Origin of the sequence: Paenibacillus sp. GD4, assembly GCF_030846225.1 — a bacterium.
Lineage (GTDB): Bacteria > Bacillota > Bacilli > Paenibacillales > NBRC-103111 > Paenibacillus_G > Paenibacillus_G silviterrae.
Window position 1 is genome coordinate 1,176,704 of record NZ_JAVCYK010000001.1, and the last position, 19,305, is coordinate 1,196,008.

Annotated in this window: 20 protein-coding genes; 5 read left to right on the forward strand and 15 right to left on the reverse strand. The window is 52.1% G+C overall.

Features of this window, described 5'->3' with window-relative positions; translation table 11 throughout:
• Nucleotides 1-21 precede the first annotated feature (21 nt).
• Nucleotides 22-246, forward strand: a complete 225-nt coding sequence (locus RAC89_RS05635) for an alpha/beta-type small acid-soluble spore protein (protein ID WP_284641098.1) — start codon at nucleotides 22-24, stop codon at nucleotides 244-246.
• Between the two features lie 92 nt (nucleotides 247-338).
• Here RAC89_RS05635 and RAC89_RS05640 read toward each other — a convergent pair whose 3' ends face one another.
• The 5 genes from RAC89_RS05640 to polA form a co-directional block, all read right to left on the reverse strand.
• Entirely contained in the window at nucleotides 339-914 is a 576-nt protein-coding gene (locus RAC89_RS05640; protein ID WP_306612327.1) for a lytic transglycosylase domain-containing protein, read from the reverse strand.
• Complete coding sequence (coaE, locus tag RAC89_RS05645; protein ID WP_306612329.1) at nucleotides 911-1,507, reverse strand: dephospho-CoA kinase; 597 nt, start codon at nucleotides 1,505-1,507, stop codon at nucleotides 911-913. Before coaE ends, RAC89_RS05640 begins: the two co-directional genes overlap by 4 nt.
• Nucleotides 1,508-1,544: 37 nt before the next feature.
• The gene (gene ytaF / locus RAC89_RS05650; protein ID WP_306612331.1) at nucleotides 1,545-2,234 is read right to left on the reverse strand and encodes a sporulation membrane protein YtaF; all 690 of its coding nucleotides are present in this window, start codon (nucleotides 2,232-2,234) and stop codon (nucleotides 1,545-1,547) included.
• 90 nt (nucleotides 2,235-2,324) lie between these two features.
• Nucleotides 2,325-3,176, reverse strand: a complete 852-nt coding sequence (mutM, locus tag RAC89_RS05655) for a DNA-formamidopyrimidine glycosylase (protein ID WP_306612332.1) — start codon at nucleotides 3,174-3,176, stop codon at nucleotides 2,325-2,327.
• A gap of 386 nt (nucleotides 3,177-3,562) precedes the next feature.
• A complete protein-coding gene (gene polA / locus RAC89_RS05660) occupies nucleotides 3,563-6,232 on the reverse strand; it encodes a DNA polymerase I (RefSeq protein WP_306612333.1) in 2,670 nt (889 codons plus the stop codon).
• Nucleotides 6,233-6,391: 159 nt separating this feature from the next.
• On the opposite strand from polA, the gene RAC89_RS05665 reads away from it, so the two are divergent.
• On the forward strand, nucleotides 6,392-7,159 hold the full coding sequence (locus RAC89_RS05665; protein WP_306612334.1) for an HAD family hydrolase: 768 nt from the start codon (nucleotides 6,392-6,394) through the stop codon (nucleotides 7,157-7,159).
• Here RAC89_RS05665 and RAC89_RS05670 read toward each other — a convergent pair.
• The 6 genes from RAC89_RS05670 to RAC89_RS05695 all read right to left on the reverse strand — a co-directional run bounded on the left by RAC89_RS05670 (nucleotide 7,135) and on the right by RAC89_RS05695 (nucleotide 13,454).
• Nucleotides 7,135-8,883, reverse strand: coding sequence for a bifunctional diguanylate cyclase/phosphodiesterase (locus RAC89_RS05670; RefSeq protein ID WP_306612335.1), 1,749 nt, complete (start codon nucleotides 8,881-8,883; stop codon nucleotides 7,135-7,137). The two genes, RAC89_RS05665 and RAC89_RS05670, sit on opposite strands and share 25 nt — an antisense overlap.
• A gap of 231 nt (nucleotides 8,884-9,114) precedes the next feature.
• On the reverse strand, nucleotides 9,115-9,774 hold the full coding sequence (gene phoU, locus RAC89_RS05675) for a phosphate signaling complex protein PhoU (protein ID WP_306612336.1): 660 nt from the start codon (nucleotides 9,772-9,774) through the stop codon (nucleotides 9,115-9,117).
• Between the two features lie 18 nt (nucleotides 9,775-9,792).
• Nucleotides 9,793-10,545: a phosphate ABC transporter ATP-binding protein PstB gene (pstB, locus tag RAC89_RS05680; protein ID WP_306612338.1), complete on the reverse strand. Its 753-nt coding sequence runs from the start codon at nucleotides 10,543-10,545 to the stop codon at nucleotides 9,793-9,795.
• A gap of 12 nt (nucleotides 10,546-10,557) precedes the next feature.
• Nucleotides 10,558-11,427, reverse strand: a complete 870-nt coding sequence (pstA, locus tag RAC89_RS05685) for a phosphate ABC transporter permease PstA (protein ID WP_284641108.1) — start codon at nucleotides 11,425-11,427, stop codon at nucleotides 10,558-10,560.
• Nucleotides 11,427-12,335: a phosphate ABC transporter permease subunit PstC gene (pstC, locus tag RAC89_RS05690; protein ID WP_306612342.1), complete on the reverse strand. Its 909-nt coding sequence runs from the start codon at nucleotides 12,333-12,335 to the stop codon at nucleotides 11,427-11,429. The genes pstA and pstC overlap by 1 nt, the downstream gene beginning before the upstream one ends.
• Nucleotides 12,336-12,449: 114 nt before the next feature.
• On the reverse strand, nucleotides 12,450-13,454 hold the full coding sequence (locus tag RAC89_RS05695) for a PstS family phosphate ABC transporter substrate-binding protein (RefSeq protein WP_306612344.1): 1,005 nt from the start codon (nucleotides 13,452-13,454) through the stop codon (nucleotides 12,450-12,452).
• Between the two features lie 254 nt (nucleotides 13,455-13,708).
• Here RAC89_RS05695 and RAC89_RS05700 point away from each other — a divergent pair, with 254 nt between their 5' ends.
• Complete coding sequence (locus RAC89_RS05700; RefSeq protein WP_306612346.1) at nucleotides 13,709-15,628, forward strand: methyl-accepting chemotaxis protein; 1,920 nt, start codon at nucleotides 13,709-13,711, stop codon at nucleotides 15,626-15,628.
• An 8-nt stretch (nucleotides 15,629-15,636) separates the two neighbouring features.
• Entirely contained in the window at nucleotides 15,637-16,407 is a 771-nt protein-coding gene (locus RAC89_RS05705) for a PDDEXK family nuclease (RefSeq protein WP_306612348.1), read from the forward strand.
• Between the two features lie 173 nt (nucleotides 16,408-16,580).
• Here the strand turns inward: RAC89_RS05705 and RAC89_RS05710 are convergent, their stop codons facing one another.
• The 3 genes from RAC89_RS05710 to infC form a co-directional block, all read right to left on the reverse strand.
• A complete protein-coding gene (locus RAC89_RS05710) occupies nucleotides 16,581-17,561 on the reverse strand; it encodes an IS3 family transposase (RefSeq protein ID WP_306616052.1) in 981 nt (326 codons plus the stop codon).
• Complete coding sequence (locus RAC89_RS05715; RefSeq protein WP_306612350.1) at nucleotides 17,447-17,764, reverse strand: transposase; 318 nt, start codon at nucleotides 17,762-17,764, stop codon at nucleotides 17,447-17,449. Before RAC89_RS05715 ends, RAC89_RS05710 begins: the two co-directional genes overlap by 115 nt.
• 207 nt (nucleotides 17,765-17,971) lie before the next feature.
• The gene (gene infC / locus RAC89_RS05720) at nucleotides 17,972-18,445 is read right to left on the reverse strand and encodes a translation initiation factor IF-3 (RefSeq protein WP_306616053.1); all 474 of its coding nucleotides are present in this window, start codon (nucleotides 18,443-18,445) and stop codon (nucleotides 17,972-17,974) included.
• Between the two features lie 75 nt (nucleotides 18,446-18,520).
• Between infC and RAC89_RS05725 the strand changes: the two genes are divergently transcribed.
• A complete protein-coding gene (locus RAC89_RS05725; RefSeq protein WP_306612352.1) occupies nucleotides 18,521-18,826 on the forward strand; it encodes a hypothetical protein in 306 nt (101 codons plus the stop codon).
• 51 nt (nucleotides 18,827-18,877) lie between these two features.
• On the opposite strand, the gene RAC89_RS05730 is transcribed toward RAC89_RS05725, so the two are convergent.
• Nucleotides 18,878-19,174, reverse strand: a complete 297-nt coding sequence (locus RAC89_RS05730) for a DUF6509 family protein (RefSeq protein WP_306612354.1) — start codon at nucleotides 19,172-19,174, stop codon at nucleotides 18,878-18,880.
• Nucleotides 19,175-19,305: the final 131 nt, after the last annotated feature.

Below are 19,305 nucleotides of genomic sequence, written 5' to 3' on the forward strand. Positions count from 1 at the left end.
ACGACAAGGAGGTGAACAGACATGGGTGCAGGTCAATCTGGTGGCAGCAACGTTCTGGTTGTCCCACAGGCTAGTCAAGCGTTGGACCAATTGAAGTACGAAGTAGCTCAGGAACTCGGTATCGCGATTCCACAAGACGGTTACTACGGTAACATGGCTACTCGTGATACTGGTGCGATCGGTGGTCACATTACACGCCGCCTGGTACAAATCGCTGAGCAATCTCTTGCCGGTCAATTCAAATAATACCACGTTTTGAGCAATACGCATAGAAGTATTGGACAAACCTCCGCAAGGAGCTTGTCCAATGCTTCTTTACCTTTTCTCAGAGTTTAAGCCTACTTCTTATTCCAATGATCTCCGTACAACTGCTCATATCGTTTCTGGTAATATACCACACGCTGTACGTAATGTCTTGTTTCGCCAAAAGGGATCATAGCCGCATTCTCCAAGGTTCCGTCCCATTCTTTCGATTGCAGCCATTTAATGACATTGCCCTGCCCTGCATTATACCCTGCAATAGCCGCATATGGATTGCCTTGAAATTGCTTGTGCAGCCAATTCAGATACCAGGATCCGAGCTGGATGCTAACGGCCGGATTATCCAATGCACTCCCGTAAGAAGGTGAAAATTGGCCGGTTTCAATAATCCATGAGGACGTATCCGGCATCAACTGCATGAGCCCGTAGGCCCCTTTCTTGGATTCAATGTCCTTCTCATAATTGGATTCCACCCGAATAATGGCTGCTATGAGAAAAGGGTCCAGCTCATACCTAGCCGCGTTTTCCCGAATCTCCTCCTGATAATGGATCGGATACATCATCCTCCCCAGCGCACCGCTGCTCAGAAAAAGAAATATAACAAACCCCACTAAAAGGAAAGCGAAAGTTCGTTTTTTTCGAAAAAACTTCATAACAGCCCCCTTTCCTTCAGAAAACGGTCCACCTGTTTTTCTGTTTCGATCAAGGTGCCGGAATTATCTATCACGATATCCGCGAGCTGCTTTTTCTCTTCGATCGGCATTTGAGCTGCGATCCGTTTCTCCGCTTGTTCCCGTGTGATTCCGTCCCGTGCCATCAGTCGCTCTTGCTGTACCTCACGCGGCACATACACGACCATGACCTCCGAAACCATATGCTGCAGCTTGGATTCAAAAAGCAGCGGAATATCTACGACAACCAGCTTGTCCGGATGCTGAGACTCGAGAGAAGCCATCTGCTCGCGCATCATGGCTCGAATCGGCGGATGAAGAATCCCGTTCAAATCCTCGCGGGCAGCCGGATTTTCAAAAATAATTTCGCCAAGCTTCTTACGGTGAAGCGACCCGTCCTCCAGAAGGATGCTTGGGCCAAAACGTTCCACCACCCGGGAAAGCACAGGACTTCCCGGCTCCACCACCTCACGGGCGATGCGGTCGGCATCCACCAGGAATGCGCCGCGCTGAACGAGCAGGGAAGCAACTGTACTCTTGCCGCAGGCAATGCCTCCGGTTAATCCGATATTCATGTTTATGCTCCTCTAGGAAGACGAAGTAATGGAAGAATTAGAACAGTTTCATGATACCCATGATGATGAGAACAAATCCGGGCAAAATCGATAGCTTGCGTATCCATCGAATATCGGCATAGCGGAACCCGATTCGAAGTCCCAGTGTAAGGAACATACCGCTTGCGCACGCGATTACCGCCGCCGTCAGCCAAGGGGTAAAACCAATCAGAGCGGCACCGATTCCGGCTCCGAACGCATCCAGCGACAACGCTAAGCCAAGCAGCATCGCCTCATTTGCAGAGATATTGCCCGACCGGTCCATATCCGCCACCTGCGGGGAACGCAGAATTTGGATGATCAGACCGAACCGTTTCAGCTCCAGCGTGAATATTTCCTTCACCGTATACACAGCCGTTCCCCCAAGCGGGGTGCTTACAGGTTGCTTGCCGGCATCAGACGCGTCAGCCTGCTCCTCTTTTTCCATAAACATCTGAAACAACGCCCATATGCCGATCCCTACGAGAATTAAGGCACCAAGCCCCTTAGCCCACTGCGGATGCACAAACCGACTTAGGTATACGCCAATCTGCATGGACCCGTAAATGATCAGCCCCGAGCAAAAGGAAATAATGGCGATGGATACAAGCGGTATTCTGATTTTACGCAACCCGTACATGACACCGACGCCGAAGCCGTCAAGACTGACCGCCAGCGCCAAGATCAGCAATGATATCGCAGGCAGCATGCTACCCCTCCTCCTCACCTAAAGCCTCAACCTATCTATATGAGAGCTCTGGGCGGAGAGTGCATGTCCGCAGACAAGACGGGCCTTCCCCTATACCTTTCGCACGCGTTGACGTTTTAAAGGCTGACATTTCGGACAATAATGCGTGCCCCGTCCCGCGACCACCGTTTTCACAATGGCCGTACCGCATGAATAACACGGCTCTTCCTTCCGGCCATACATCTTCAGCTGGTGCTGGAACATGCCGATCTCGCCTTGTCCGTTCACGTACGATTTGATGGAGGAGCCGCCGGCCTGCACCGCATCCTGCAGCGTTCGGACAATCGCCTCATGCAGCTTGGCAAGCTCCTTCCTGCTGAGCGATCCCGCTTCCCGCTCCGGATGAATACCCGCCAAGTACAAGGACTCGTCCACATATATATTCCCGATGCCGACAATGTATTCCTGATTCAGCAGCAGCGGTTTGATTTTCGTTGTTTTTCTTGCAATGGTTTCCTCAAAGGCTTTCAGGGTAAAGCCTTCGTCCAGCGGCTCCAATCCGAGCTTCTTAAGGGGATTCTCCTGCAAGTCCAGATTTTTCGGAAACACGTGCATGGTTCCGAACTGTCTTACGTCCTTATACCGCAGCTCCGTCCCATCGGTAAAATAAAAAATGACATGCGTATGCGGCTCGATCGCGTCATCCTGCTGGTATAGCCCATAGCGGCCCTCCATGCGCAGATGAGACACCATGGTGTAGTCATCCATCATGAAGCGCAGGAATTTGCCCCGCCGCTCCACGGTATGAATCGTCTGGCCCGCCAGCAGCTGCTCGAACAGCTTAACATCATCCGGCAGCAGGATGATCCGATTGAGCCGGACCGCAACCTTGGCAATCGTTTTCCCAGCCACGAGCTGATTCAGCGTCCGCCGAACCGTCTCTACCTCCGGCAATTCCGGCATGATGAACTCCCTCCTCTCGTATAAAGCAAGAATTGCTTCTATTCAATATCCCTTCTCATGAAGGGCAATCCTCTCTTAGAAAGAACATTTCTGCGAAAGTGCAGCTTTTCCCCTATCCAGTTTGGACAATCTGAAAGGATTTCTGCGAATATACAACTTTCTCGGACCTCTTGCCTCGGTTTGAGCCCTTACGCGCTCTGAAAGCTGTTATTTCGCACAAATCTCGTTCCGAACCAGGGAGAGGAGCGTAAATTTCTGCACTATGGCACGAATGCCCTGCAGCTTTGCAACCTCAAACATGTCGCAGCGCTTTGCTCCTTTTCGTCAAAAACGGCAACAACGGTGCGCAAGCACCGCAAGTTGCCGAGTATATTATTGCGTGAGCCTTATTTCGCTTCGTACCAATTCTCTCCCCAATCGACATCCACCTTCAGCGGAACATCCAGCTTGAGAGCGCCCTCCATCACCTCAGCAACGGTCCGCTTCATCAGCTCAAGCTCTTCCTCCGGCACCTCGAACACCAATTCGTCATGCACCTGCAGCAGCATGCGGCTCTTCAGCTTTTCTTCGCGCATCCGCTCGTCGAGCTGTACCATCGCCAGCTTGATGATATCCGCCGCAGTGCCTTGAATCGGCGAGTTCATCGCCGTACGTTCGGCGAAAGAACGAATGTTAAAGTTGGAGGCCGTAATCTCCGGCAAGTACCGGCGGCGGTTCAGCAGCGTCGTGACGTAGCCGTCCTCGCGGGCTTTGCGCACAATGTCATCCATATATTTGCGTACACCCTGGAACACGGCAAAATACTGCTCGATAAACTGCCCTGCTTCCTTCCGTGTAATATTCAGGTTTTGGGACAAGCCGTATTCGCTGATGCCGTAAACGATCCCGAAGTTGACCGCTTTGGCCGAACGGCGCATGTTCGAATCGACCTCAGATTCGGATACGCCGAAGACGTCCATTGCCGTTTTCGTATGAATATCCATATTTTTCCGGAACGCTTCCATCAGCTTCTCATCCTGAGAGATGTGAGCGAGCACCCGCAGCTCAATCTGCGAGTAATCCGCCGTCAGAATGCGCCAGCCCGGCTCGGAAGGCACGAATACCTTCCGGATCTTACGGCCCTCCTCCAGACGGATTGGGATATTCTGCAAATTCGGAAATTGGCTGCTGAGACGGCCAGTCGCGGCAATCGTCTGCTGGTAGTACGTATGCACCTTTCCGTCGCTCGGGCGAACCTCCTTCAGCAAGCCCTCCACGTACGTAGACTGAAGCTTCGCAAGCGAGCGGTAATTCAGAATATGGCCGATGACCGGATGGTACGGCTCCAGCTTCTCCAGTACCTCCGCATCGGTGGAATAGCCGGTCTTCGTTTTCTTCCACACGGGCAGCTGCAGCTTCTCGAACAAGATTTCACCAAGCTGCTTAGGAGAACCGATATTGAATTCGACGCCTGCGGCCTGGTATACCTCCTGCATGATCTTCTCGAGCTGTACGCCGAGCTCCGCACCGTACTTCTTCAGCCCCTCCGCATCGACCTTGATGCCCTTCATCTCCATGGAGGCCAGCACAACGGCAAGCGGGAATTCCAGCTCGTAGAACAGCTTATCCATGTCATTCTGCTCCAGATCGGCCTTCAGCTTGTCTGCGAGGAAGGCGACCGCTGCAGCCTTGCGGCATAGATAGGAGTAAAGCTCCTCCAGCGCTGGCAGGGCAAACTTGGCCCCCTTGCCGTAGACCTCCTCATCGGACGGTATCGCCGGAAGCTCATACCGTGCCGAAAGGCTATCCAGCGTCAGCGTGGACTCCGTCGGATCGAGCAGATAGGCGGCGAGCACCGTACAGATGCCGGCTCCCTTCAGCTCGATGCCTCTCCATGCGAGGGCGATCAGAGCGCGATGCAGGTCGAACACGGCAACGTTCTTCTCCTCTGAGGCGAGCCATTCGCGAAGCGGCTTCCCTTGATCCCCGGCCGCAAGCTCGAATGGGATATAGTAGCAGCGCAGCGCTTTGCCCTCTACAGGAGCAGGGCTGAAGGCAATGCCGACGACATCCGCCGTATGCGGGTTATCGCCGATGATCTCGATGTGCAGTGCCTGCACCTCAGGCAGGAAGGCCAGAAGCTCGTCCATTGTGTTCTCTGTTACTAGAACGGCTTCCATGTCCGCTTGCGGAACGGCCGAAGCGGCGGCGCTGACGGTCAAGTCCATTTTCTCAATGAGCGATTTGAATTCCAGCTTGCGGAACGCCTCTCCGAGCTCCCGCTTGTCGTAGCCCTCATATTTCAGCTGCTCCCACTCCAGGTCGAGCGGCACCTCGCGGTAAATCGTGGCCAGCTCCTTGCTCATGCGGGCACTGTCTGCGTGCTCGGCGATTTTTTCGCCCATTTTCCCCTTGACGTTCGCGGCATTTTCCAGCACGTTCTCCACCGAGCCGAACTCGTGGAGCAGCTTAAGTGCGGTTTTCTCCCCGACGCCCGGAATTCCCGGAATATTATCGCTCGTATCACCCATTAGACCCTTGAGGTCGATGATCTGCTTAGGTGTAAGGCCGTACTTCTCACCGATGTACTCCGGGCTGAACAGCTCCACCTCGCTAATGCCCTTCCGGGTTAGAGCAATCGTTACCCTGTCCGAGGCAAGCTGAAGCATGTCCTTGTCTCCCGTAACGACGAGCACCTCTATGCCGCCCTTCTCATCGGCAAGCCGTGTGAGCGTACCGATAATGTCGTCGGCTTCATATCCGTCCAGCTCGAACTGCCGAATGCCGAAGGACTGCAGCAGCTCCTTCAGTACCGGGAATTGCTCCGACAGCTCCGACGGCGTTTTTTCCCGTCCGCCTTTATATTCTGCGTAGTCCTTATGTCGAAACGTCGCTTTCCCCGCATCGAACGCCACCAGGAAATGGGTAGGCTTCTGTTCCTCCATGAGCCTCAGCAGCATCGTGGTAAATCCGAATACCGCATTCGTATGCTGACCCTTGGTGTTGCTAAGCGGCGGCAAGGCGAAGAAAGCGCGATAAATAATACTGTTGCCATCAATTAAAACCAGTTTGGACATGGTTACACCTCATTTTTTGAACCGTTAACATACCTCCCTTCATCATATCATACGGAGCCCGAAGAAAAAAACCGGGTTCTCACGTAAAGGAGGGCTGTTCGACGCCAATTTCTGCATAAAATGAAAAGGAGATAGCGAGGAACGGAGGTATGGTAAGCCATGACATCGATCGCGAGGCCGGTAAACAAGAAGGCCATTCTGCTGGATGTGAATCAAACCCTGGTTGAGCAAGGACGTTCCTTCGAGCAATGCTTCAAAAGCGTATGGGGGGACTACACCGCACGCTGGCTTCAAGAAGAATCGCCAACAAAGGAGGATGTATGGCAGGCTTATATACGCCGCTGGCACCTCCGGCGCAAAACCAATTTATCCTCTCAGCGGCTGGATGAGCTGGAGCAAGCCTGTTTCCTCGAAGCCATAACCGAGCTCGACATCCCGCTTCCTTCTTCCATGCTAAGGAGTATGCTGGGGGAAGCGCGAACCATGCAATCCAACGCCAAGAGGCCGGCGCCGCATGTCATTCCCATGCTGCACCGGCTCGCATCCAGCTATAAGCTGGCCATTATCAGCAACAGCCCGCGGACGGAGGTCCTCGGCTTGCTAGAGAAATTCAGCCTGATCCCGTTCTTCCAGCAGGACCGGATCTTTACCGCAGGCAAGCCCTCCGAGAAAAAACCGTCCCCGTATCTCTTTAAAGCCGCGCTGAAAAGACTGGAGGTCAGTCCGCGGCATGCCCTTATGGTCGGTAACTCCTGGAAGCATGATATTTGCGGAGCTACCAAGGTTGGTATCGATGCCGTATGGTATCATCCGCCGAAGGACCCGTCTGTCCGTTCCCCAGCCAAAACCATTTCACATCAGAAGCTCGGAAAACGCAGTGTATACTGTATTGTACAGCTGGATCAGCTGCCTGAATTATTGCTATAGGCGGTCTCCAAGTAATCGGAGCAGAAGATGCTTCCCTTCGCCTGCTTGGACAGCTTCTTCAGCTTCGCGGCCGCTTGGGAAATCTGGTCCGCCGTCACTTGCCCGGCCTGTCCGCAGACGATCAACGAAAGGGAGATGGTGACTCCGGTGCTTTCGATCCGGTTGCCGCTGCGATCCTCCACATAGCTCCAGTCCTTCTGCTCGTAGAATAGCGGCACGCCCTGCTCGAAACGGCGGATCACCTCGCCGCACAGCTTCTCGGGATCATCACAGCTTGTTATCGCAATGAAATCGTCGCCGCCGATATGTCCAACAAAGTCATGCGGCTTGCCAAGCACGCCAATCGCTTGCTGGATGCAATCCGCCGTGAATTGAATCAGCTGGTCGCCCTTCTGGAAGCCGTACCGGTCATTGTACCATTTGAAGAAATCCAAATCCGCGTAAATGACGGAAAAACGGCGCCCCTCCGTCAGACGTTTGTTCAGCTCCCTATGAATCTGGATATTGCCCGGCAAGCCGGTAAGCGGGCTGGCCACCTTCGCGCTCTCCATCCGTGCGTTCGTGATGCACTCCAGAATGGAGCGGATGGAGGCCGCTCCGGTGAAGCTCCCTTTCCTTGTGATAAGCACAAGGTCATATAGATTTTGTATGTCTCGGGAGGTGGCAAGCTGGGAAACCTGCTCCACCGGCGTCAACTCATCAACGATCAACGGTCTCGGATCCATCAGCTGATCGATGGAACGGTTCCAGAAAAGGGAGAAGCCGTACTGCCCCGCCAGCTGCTGAAACAGCCGCTCCCGCATGATGAGCCCGATCGGCACGCCGTCAGATACTATGGCTGCGCCTTGGGCATGAATATTTTGCTTAAAATACCCTGCGACCTCGGAGATCTGTACGGTAGGCTTGAATTCCCCGCAGGGAGAGGCCAAGTCCCCAATAGACCAGGTGCTCCCTGTCGTATCGTGCTTCCGGCGATGGGTGAGAATGCACTCCCTAAGGTCCTCCGTCAGCACGGTGCGTTCCCTTCCAGGCCGTCCGAGCAGAAAGCCTTGCCCGAAATGCACGCCCATCCGGGTGAGCTTCATCAGCTCCTCCGTCTTCTCGATTCCCTCAGCAATCATGTCAATGTTCAGCTTCTGGGCGAATTCAAGCAGCGTTTCTACGATATATTCCTTTTTCTTGTGCAGGTGAAGATCCTTCACGAGCGAGCGGTCCGCTTTAATAAAGTCAGGCTGCAGCTCCGCTACCGCCTGCAGGGAGGAATAGCCGGCGCCGGCGTCATCCACAGCAATCCGGTAGCCCTGTTGACGGTAATGATCGAGAATACGCTGGGCGGCGGCGAAATCCCCAATGGAATCGCGCTCCGTTATTTCAAAAACGACGTTGTACGGCCTAAGCCCTCTTCGTTCAAGCAGCTCCAGCGTCCGACCGGGCACAAACAACGGATCGTGCAGGATGCGTGCCGAGAGATTCAAAAACAGAAGCTCTTTGTCCGTTACCGCCAAGGAATCCTGTATGGCCTTCTCGCGGGCTAACCGGTCAAGGGAGTACAGCAAGCCGGAGCGCTCCGCCTCCTCGAACAACGGCAAGGGCGCATAAAGAGGGCTGGTCTCCGGACCCCGTGTCAGCGCCTCATAGCCGAATACCTTGCCGTCCTTCAATGAAAGAATCGGCTGATAAAGCGTTGTAATCGACCTGTCCTTTACAATTTGCTGCAATTCCATATGAAGCGACTGTGCCGTAGGACCCTTCTCGTACGTTGGACGTTCTATCGCCATATGCCATCCCTACTTCTTTGTTCTCTTGTTTTTATTCTAGCATAGGATGGAAGAACTAGTGTTAACATTACCCACCTTGTTATGTAAAGATATTGTAAAAGATTGTCGAAGTTATGGAAAAAATCGTACATATACACCGAAAGGACCCGAGACAATAAAGCCTCAGGTCCTTCTCTATTAGACATTCAAATCCTTGCGTTTTCCGGTCACCATATAGATGACTCCTTCCCCGATATTCGTCGTATGATCGCCGACGCGCTCCAGGTAATGCGCCGCGAACATCAGCTGAGACAGCTGGCGGTTCCGTGCAAAATCGCTATTCATCAGCCCGATTATCTCATTCATGACCGTGCTGTACAGCTTATCGAGCTCGTCATCCTTCTCCGCAAGGGCTGCGGCGCGGTGAACGTTGCGCTCCGTATAGGACAGCAGACTTTCGCGAAGCATATCTTTAGCGAGCAGCGTCATCTTGGGAATAATCTCCAAGGGCTTTACCAATTCCTCGCCCGCCAGGCGCAGGGCAATCTTGGCGATGTCTACGGCATGGTCGGCAATCCGCTCGAGGTCCGTTGAAATCTTCATCGCCATACCGATAATCCGCAGGTCGCTGGCCATGGGCTGCTGCAGAGCAATCAGCCGTACACATTTTTCCTCGATCGCCAGCAGCATTTCGTCGATTTGATCGTCCTCTTGAATGATCCGCTTCGCTAAAGCTTCATCCATTGCGGCCAAGGCTTCTACCGCTAGGTGAATATGCTCTTCTACCTGTATGCCCATCTTCAGCAGCTCTTGCTGCAGCTCATCAACCGCCTGATGAAAATTCGATCTCGTATCCACGACAATTCACTCCTCAATTTATCCGAAACGTCCGGTAATGTAGTCTTCTGTTCGCTGGTCCGACGGTGTGGTGAAAATTTTCTCCGTCTGGTCGGATTCAATCACTTCTCCGTTAAGGAAGAACGAGGTGAAATCGGAGATTCTCGCCGCTTGCTGCATGTTATGGGTGACGATGACGATCGTATATTTATCGCGCAGCTCCCGAATCAGCTCTTCAATCTTCAAAGTCGAGATCGGATCCAGTGCCGAGGTCGGCTCATCCATCAGCAAAATTTGCGGATTCACCGCTAGCGCTCGAGCGATACAAAGCCGCTGCTGCTGACCGCCGGATAAACCGTATGCCGACTTTTTCAGGTTACTGCTCACTTCCGTCCAAAGTGCGGCAGCCTTCAAGCTGCTTTCCACGATATGATCCAGCTGCGATTTGTCCGTAATGCCGTGAATACGCGGGCCATAGGCTACGTTATCATAGATTGACTTTGGAAAAGGATTCGGCTGTTGAAACACCATGCCGATATTTTTGCGGAGCAGCTCCACATTCACATCCGGGTCGTAAATATTGGTGCCGTTAATCATGACATCGCCTTCGATACGAATCCCTTTAATCATATCGTTCATTCGGTTCAGCGTACGCAGCAAGGTCGACTTCCCGCAGCCGGACGGACCGATGAAGGCCGTCACCGATTTTTCGCTAATTTCCATTTGAACGTTCTTCAAGGCATGAAACTCGGAATAATGCAAGTTTAAATTCTTGATGCTGACAATAGACATGTCCGGGCCCTCCTACAGCTTCCTCTGGTATTTGTTCCGTAAAAAGATAGCAAAAGCGTTCATGCTCAGCAGCATGATCAGCAGCACAATAATTCCCGCCGCGGCCACATTCTGAAATTCCGCCTGCGGCTGACTCGCCCAGCTGAAGATCTGGATCGGCATGACGGTAAAGGTGTCGAATGGAGACCTCGGCAGAAAGGCGATATAAGAAACCGCTCCGATGACGATCAGCGGCGCCGTCTCTCCGATGGCACGGGATAAGGACAGAATCGTTCCCGTCAAAATTCCCGGCAAGGCCGAGGGCAATACCACGCGGACTATCGTTTGCCAGCGATTCGCTCCCAATGCGAAGGACGCATTGCGCAGCGATTGAGGTACGGTCTTCAAGGCTTCCTGCGACGAAACGATAATGATCGGCAGTACCAGCAAGGTCATCGTTAATGCGCCGGACAGAAGGCTGCGCTCCAAATGCATAACGCGCACAAATACGGTCAGTCCAAGCAAGCCGTAAACGATCGAGGGAACGCCGGCCAAGTTCGCAATATTCGTTTGGATGAAACGGCTGAAAGCCGTGTCCTTCGCATACTCTTCCAAATAGATCGCCGTAGCCACTCCAATGATGAAGGTTAGCGGAGCCGTGATCAGCATGAGCCAGAAGGTGCCGACAATGGCAGCTTTAATCCCGGCATTCGCGGGAATGCGGGAGGAAAAGTTCGTAAGAAAGTCCCAGTTCAACCAGCCTGCGCCTTGCACAAGCACCTGTATCAGCAATAACGCCAGCGCTACGACTCCGAAGCAGGTGGAAAGGTAAAACAGCTGATGGTATAGCTTGTTTTTACGTTTTCTTTTGCCGATATGCAGCAATTCTTCTCTCGATGCCATCAGTATTCCTCCCTGAACTTTTTAGAGATGTAGCCGGCCAGTATATTCATAGCCAGTGTCATGACGAACAGCGTAATCCCTACCGCATAAATCGTTAAATACTCCACCGAGCCGTGCTGGGTATCCCCCGAGCTGACAGCTACGATATAGGCCGTCAACGTCTGAATGCTCTCGAGCGGGTTAAAGGACAGATGCGCCAGATTGCCTGCCGCCAAGGTCACAATCATGGTCTCTCCGATCGCACGGGACAAGCCCAGCACGAAAGAAGCCACAATACCGGAGAGCGCTGCGGGAACGACGATTTTGACCGCCACCTCGAACCGGGTCGCGCCAAGGGCATAAGCTCCGTTGCGAAGGGAATTCGGAACGGCCACCATGGCATCCTCACTCATCGAGGAGATGATAGGAATGATCATAATGCCCACCACAATTCCCGCACTCAAGGCGTTAAAAATTTCCGTCTGCGGGATCAGGAACTGTAAAATCGGGGTGACGAACGTTAATGCGAAAAAGCCATACACAATCGTAGGAATCCCTGCCAATATTTCCAGCACCGGCTTCAAAATATTTCGAACACGGGCCGGGGCATACTCACTTAAATAGATCGCGCTGCCCAAACCGACCGGAATCGCTACAATACTGGCAATTACGGTAATCAGGAGCGTACCTGTAATCAGAGGAAGCACACCGAACTTCGGATCGCTGAACAGCGGAGTCCACTCGGTCCCCGTGATGAAATCAAACAGCGGCACCTCACGGAAAAAGCCGATCGATTCAAAAATCAGGATGGCCACAATGCCAATCGTCGTAAAGATCGAAATGATGGCGAAGAATGCCAAAACCTTTGGTATCAACACATCGGACGAAATCATGCTCTTTTTCTTTTTTAGATCTGTTGTTTGTCCCATTCCCATTAATTCCCCCACAGCATGTTATACTGTGAAAACCGTGACACCCCCTAGCTTACCTACGGGACGCCACGGCTCTCGCTTTCTATCTGCTTGCGCTTTTCAAATGTAAGCTTACTTCAAAGCTTCCAGATTCTTGTTCATGGTTTCTTGCGGAAGCTTGATGTACTTCACGGCTTCTACCAGCTTGGAGCCTTCAGCGCTGTTATAGTACTTCAGGAATTCTTTAATATGCGGCTGCTCCAGCGCTTTTTTCGTAGGGTATACATAGATATATCTGGACAGCGGTGCATACGTCATTTTTTCAATGGTCTCCAAAGACGGAGCAACGGCAGGAGAATTCGCATCCTTCTTGATCGCAACGGCGTTCAGCTTCGCTTCATTTTCTTTGTAGTATGCATATCCGAAGTAACCCATCGCGAACTCATCGCCGGCTACGCCCTTTACAAGTACATTGTCGTCCTCGGACGGTGTATAGTCGCTGCGGGATTCCTTTGCTTTCCCGTTGATTGCTTCCGTGAAAAACTCGAACGTACCGGAAGCCGTACCAGGGCCGTACAGTTTGATTTCTTTATCCGGCCACTCCGGACGAATTTCGTTCCACTTCTTGATTGTGCTGTCCTTCTGCCATACCTTCTTCAGCTCTTCAACCGTCATTTCTTTGGCGAAGGTGTTCTTCTTGTTCACTACTACCGTGATTCCGTCAAGCGCCACCGGCATCTCAATGACTTCGGTGTTTTGCTTCGTTTTCAGTTCGTCCTTCTCTTCTTGCTTAAACTTACGGGACATATCGGCAATGTCAATTTCGCCGCCGATCAGCTTCTTCGCTCCGTTCGAAGAGCCGGATTCGCCTACGGTGATTTTGACATCTTTATTTTTCTTCATGAATTCTTCCGCCATAGCCTGGGAGATCGGGAATACCGTCGAGGAACCGTCGATTTTGATTTCACCCTTCAGACCTGCAGGGGCCGGAGCAGCTGTGTTGTTTCCGCCTTGCGGTGCCGGTGCGGAACCTTGCGTGTTGTCGTTCGTTGCTGTTTTTCCGCATGCCGCAAGCGACATTGCAAGAATAACAGAAGAAAGTACGATCGTTCCTTTACGTGCCAAAACCTTTAACAACTTGACCACTCCTTGATCTAATTTGTTTTTCGAACTCACAATTGCTATGTTACGGCTCATTTGTTTTCGCAATTTCGAAGTTTTGTAAACGGAATGTTAAAACTACAAGTCTTCGAATTCGTTCTACAAGATTCTCCTTGACGCCAGGAAGTTTCGACAACAATTTACACTGGCTTAACATAACGCTGACCTTTTTCGCTATTTCATTGTGTAAGATATAGGCAAATAGATATAGGTAAAAGGAGAGGGTAGTCATGGCAAAGAGTCGCGGGCAATTTTCTTTATCCTTATTGACCATGAGAGGGAAGCTGCTTATCGGATTTGCGTTCATTCTATTGATCGTTTCCGGGATGTCAGCCTATCAATGGATGCAAGCCGATCTTATGAAGGAACAAATTCTGTTTCAGAACGCGCAGGTGGATAAGCAGTTTCTCGCATCCGCACTGAAGCAGTCGGCGAATACATTGGATGCGCTAAAGTCCAGCATGATGGTTTCGAAGAAGGAAGACATCGCCGAGCCTTATAATAAAGAAAGAGCTCACTTCTACGAGCTGGTTGAGAAGATTGCGGGAACGGCCGGAACCTCGGATGAGCGCAAATGGAGTGCCAAGCTGACGAATACTTCGAAGGAATTCACCGCTACCTTTGACGCAGCGCTTGCCGTGGTCAAGAACAAATCACTCCCTCCCCAGGAAATGAGCAAGCAGCTGGAGTCGCTCCATGAGCAGTCCCAAGTACATAAAGAATACATTTTCGAACTGACCGATCAGTTTAATGAAGTATACTCGCAGGACGCGGCCGCAGCCGTAGCGAGCTCGAAGGTGCTGCTTAGCCGGTCCGCGGCGGTCTCGCTCTTTGCACTGATTACCGTTGTTGTCGTTACCGTTGCCGTAGCCTTGATCGTCATTCGTTCCTTCACCCGGCCTCTTCGCCGATTGCAGGCTGCCGTTCAACTTATAGCAGAAGGAGATTTGCGGCACAAGATTCATAGTAGGGCGAAGGACGAGCTTGGTATGCTCAGCCAAAGCTTCGATCACATGGTGGATCAAGTCAACCGCATGCTGCGCCATACGAAGGATATTGCCGGCTCCCTGTCGGAGCATTCCCGATCCTTTCATGAGCTGTCCGGCTCTACCGCCGCGGCTAATCAGGATGTAGTGCGCGCGATCCAGGAAATTTCCGTCGGCTCGGAGCAGCAGGCGGTTCAATCGGAGCAGAGCACTCTGATCATTGCCGATTTGGAAAAGGAAATACTAAATATTGCCGATTCTGCGACAGCCATGCAGCGCAAAAGCCGTGAAGTATCGTTTAACACGCATACCGGTTCTGCCTCGATGGATGCGTTAAAGGCGGCAGTAGCGGAATCGGAGGAAATGCTGAAGAAGGTTTACATGGCGATGGAGAGCTTGACGAGCAGCTCGAATCAAATTGCTAAAATCGTAAGCACCATCACGGAAATTTCCACTCAAACGAACGTATTGTCACTGAATGCAGCCATTGAAGCGGCGCGCGCCGGCGAGCACGGCAGAGGCTTTTCTGTCATCGCGGAAGAGGTTCGCCTCCTCTCGACCCAGACGAACGAATCGTCGCAAACGGTAAGCCGGATCATTTCCTCCCTGGTTTCCCAAACGCAGGAGCTTCACCAGCAGATCGGGAGCACACGACAGTCCTTCGACCAGCAGCGGGACAAGATGGATGATAGTGTAGAAGCATTCGCTGAAATTCGCGTATCCATGGACGAGCTGTCGGAGCAAGTTCAGCAAATCCACGGACGCATCGAACGGGTCATGCAGAAAAACAGCCAGCTGATTGATTCGGTCCAGTTCGTGAGCGCGATTGCGCAGCAGTCGGCTGCCGGAATCGAGGAGGTCAATGCGGTGTCCTTGCAGCAGGACATGGCAATTCGCCGGGTGGCCGAGCAGGCCGACGATATTTTGGTCCTCTCGCAGGAGCTGTTTGAAGAGATCAGCCGTTTTCAGATCGATGAGGGAGTCGATGCGGGGGGCGATGCGGGAGTCGATGCGGAACAGGGGTCGACTGCCAGTGAAGTTGAGTTAGGCGATCAGCCTGTAATGGCGTCAGCTCAAGCGCCTTCTGAAGCAGTCTTCGTGGCACCCGAAGCGAAAGAGAACGAAAAAGAAAAGGATGAAGAGAAAAAGCTCGTTATGGTATAATGAGATGGATGATGAACTCTGGTTGTGAAGCACACACCGAGGATGAGAACCAGCGATTGGCTGCTCTCGTCCTCGGTTATTTTTTTGCCTATGGAGGGATGAGCTTGATTGGTTACTTTGAGCAGAAACACGGAGAGTGGTTCTTGGGGCATCAGAAGCGCAGATCCGGCGAACGGCTGCGAAGGCTGTTGGAGGGGCACGCACATGCTGAGAAGCTTTTTCTGGAGAAGGTGTGGTGGCCGGCCTTCGGAAGCTTCGAGGGATTACATCCCGAATACGAGGTGTATGACTTCCGGGATGGTGTCAGGTACCTTGATTTTGCTTGGATCGAAGGCACACTTCGATTAGCGATAGAAATAGACGGGTATGAATCCCACGTGCAGCGGATGAGCCGGAACCAGTTCTCCGACCAATGGGTCCGGCAGAATCACCTGATGATCGATGGCTGGAGGGTTCTCCGCTTCACTTACGATGATGTGAAGGATCGTCCGAGACGGTGCGAACAGCTGCTTCAGCAGTTTATGGGGCGTGTGCTTGGCTCGAAGACTGGCGATGGGGAACTGAGCTACGTGGAGAAGGAGATTTTGCGGCAAGCTCTTCGGCAAACAGCCGGATTCACGCCCGGGGATACGGGCCGCTGGCTGGACGTGCAAGGTCAGACCGCCCGAAAGCTGCTGCATGCTCTGCACGAGAAGGGCTATTTGCTCGTTAAGGGGAGCGGCACTAAGCGGATTCGCTGCTATATGGTAAACCCGGCGAGGGTTTCCGAATGGCTGTAGTCGTTTAGCGTGAAAAAATCATTTTACACCGCGGATTTTGGACAGAGGCACCATCGGTAGCGTTATAAAATCATCTTACAGGCCTCCATGTTAGCGATTAGCAGGATGACCTCCGTATGTAAAAACAAAAATGGACCTCTGTCAAGAAAGTAGACACTCCGTTAAGTGAACGCTTAAGCAGGCTTCTTAAAACGCGCAGCAAATTTAACCGGCGATACATAGCCGATTGCACTGTGGATTCGCTTACGGTTGTAGAAGAACTCAATATATTGAAAAATGGCTTCATAAGCCTGCTGCTTCGTTTTAAACTTGGTGCGGTAAATAAGCTCCTTCTTTAATATGCTGTGAAATGACTCGATACAAGCGTTGTCATAGCAGTTCCCTTTTCGGCTCATACTGGCTTTCATTGAGTAAGCCTTCAATTTCTTACGGTATTCATCTGAGGCATACTGTGAGCCGCGGTCTGAATGATGGATGAGCCCTTTCTGAGGTTTCTTGGCCTCATAGGCGGCTTGTAACGTGTCTACAACTAAGTCTGTGGTCATTCGATCGTAGAGGCGCCAGCCGACGATCTCACGCGTGCATAAGTCTAAGATGCTGGCAAGGTACAATCGGCCCTCTCGGCAAGGGATGTAGGTAATGTCTGCTACCCAGACCTTCTCTGGCTTTTTCACATCAAATTCCTGATTCAGGATGTTTGGAGCAATAGGCAGATCATGGTTAGAGTCGGTTGTCTGTACCTTAAATTTACGAGAAACGCACGAACGCAGCCCTAGCTCCTTCATGTAGAGACTGACTGTGCGCTCTGAAATCTTAAACTGTTCAGCCCATAGTAAACGGGTGATCTTGGGACTGCCATATCTTCCATAAGAGTCGTGAAAATGGTAGGAAATCCGCTCCATCACCATCGTCTTCCGTTTCTCTCGCTCACTTGCTGTAGCCGTTTGCCACTTGTAAAACCCGCTCCTGGATACCTGCAGCACTTTGCACATCTTCTCCATTCGAAATTCGGAGCGGTGATCTTCAATGAACTGGAACCTTAGTTCTTTTCTTTGCTGAAGATGTGCAGAGCCTTTTTTAAAATGGCCAGCTCCTCTTGGAGATCGGCTATCTCCTGATCTTTTTTCTTGGCTTCGCGTTCTTTTGCTGCCAATTCTTCTTTCATTTGACGAAGCTTTTCCGGGTTGGCTAGCGGCTCATTTTCAAATGAACGGTACTGAGACATCCAGTTGTGGATTGTTCCTGCCGGAATGTTCAGCTCCGCCGCGATTTCCGGCACCGTCTTGGTCTGTTCTTGTACGTATTTGACTGTCTGCTTTTTAAATTCTTCATTGTAACGCTGCCGTTGATTTCCCATGGTGGACACCTCATTGTTCTTTGCTAAGTTAATTATCTAACTTCACTTAACGATGTGTCCACTTTTTATTCTAGCTGCAAAAATCACCTTACATCTCCTCCATGCGCCGAGCATGGGCTTGTAAGGTGATTTTTTCACTTTACGCTGCCGCGGTGCGATGCGGTTGCGGTCGCAATCGCGGCGGTGACCGACCGCAGCTCAAGGCCGCTACAACGGGTCCACCTGCACCGCGGCCTGCTTGCCGCTTAGCTGAATGCCCGTCTGCTTTCGGCCTACACTGCTCAAATCCTTGAGCAGCGATTCCAACAGCTCCTTCGCACGCTCGCCTTCCTTGCCCTGCAGCTTGACGACCAAGAGGACCGCATCCCCGGAGCTCAGGATCCGTTCGGCTTGCTGCCGCTTGGTGTCATAATCGTGCTCCTCAATTTGCGTCGTGAGGCGGATTTCCTTCACCTTCGGCGCCTTCTCCCGTTTGCGGGCCTGCTGCGCCTCCTGCTTGGCCGCGCCTGCCCCGATCAGTTGGCAAGGCGGTGGGCTGCTCATTAGCGATGTGCACACCAAGTCGACCTTGAGCTTCCTTGCCATTGCCAGCGCTTCACTTGTCGCCACTACACCCAGGTCTTCCCCGTCTACACCTGTCAGATGCACCTCGGCTGCCTTAATTTTCTCATTCATGATCATTGTACACACCTCTGTCATTCCGATATAATGAACCCTATGACCATCTCCAGCCATTGAAAGAAGGAGCGCCGACCGATGAGCAGCAAGGAGCTAGAAGAACAAATCATCCGAAATTACCAAAGGGACGAGAGCATGATGATCCTCGTCTTTGCCCAGTGGTGTGTGAATCACGGCCTGGACCCGAATGAACTGTACCGACTCGCTTATCCTCAGCAAGCGGATAATCCTGCCCTGCAGCAAGCGATAGAGCTGACGGTTCCCAAAGAGGAAGCCGGCGATATACCGGACGACACTCTGCTCGGCGTTTTATCCTTATTCGGCAATGACGACCTTGCCTTCGTCGTTACGAACCAAATCGCAAGGCGCCCCAAGAAGCGATAGCCTTACAACCCGGCGCGAGCAGGAATAAGCCGTCCGCCCTAAGGCTCCGGCTTATTCCTCCGCTTCGCTGTAATGAGCCTGGCAGAAAGACCGTACGGCCTCAGCCTCCTCTTCTTCCAGCTCGAAATCAAGATACTTGTTGGTGTTACGCTCAAGGAACTCATATTTGACGATCCCCGCGCTCTCTTCCTCCACGCGATATACAACCCTTAAAAAGATTCCCTGCTCCGAGTACAGTTCATCCTCTTCATCTACCTGAAGATCAAGAGTGAATTCATAACGCTTGCCGGTCAGGATGCCGAAGGGATCCTTCACGAGCTCCACACTGTATTCTGTAATTGTGAACATGCCGTCACCTGTCCTTTCCTTCGGATTTTATCCCTTTGAAACCGCAGAGTCAAGCTGCTGTGCCTTCTCCACAAGATACATCCTCCATCCGAACTCTCCAAATTGTAACGTCACCGGTCAAGCGCCTAGCC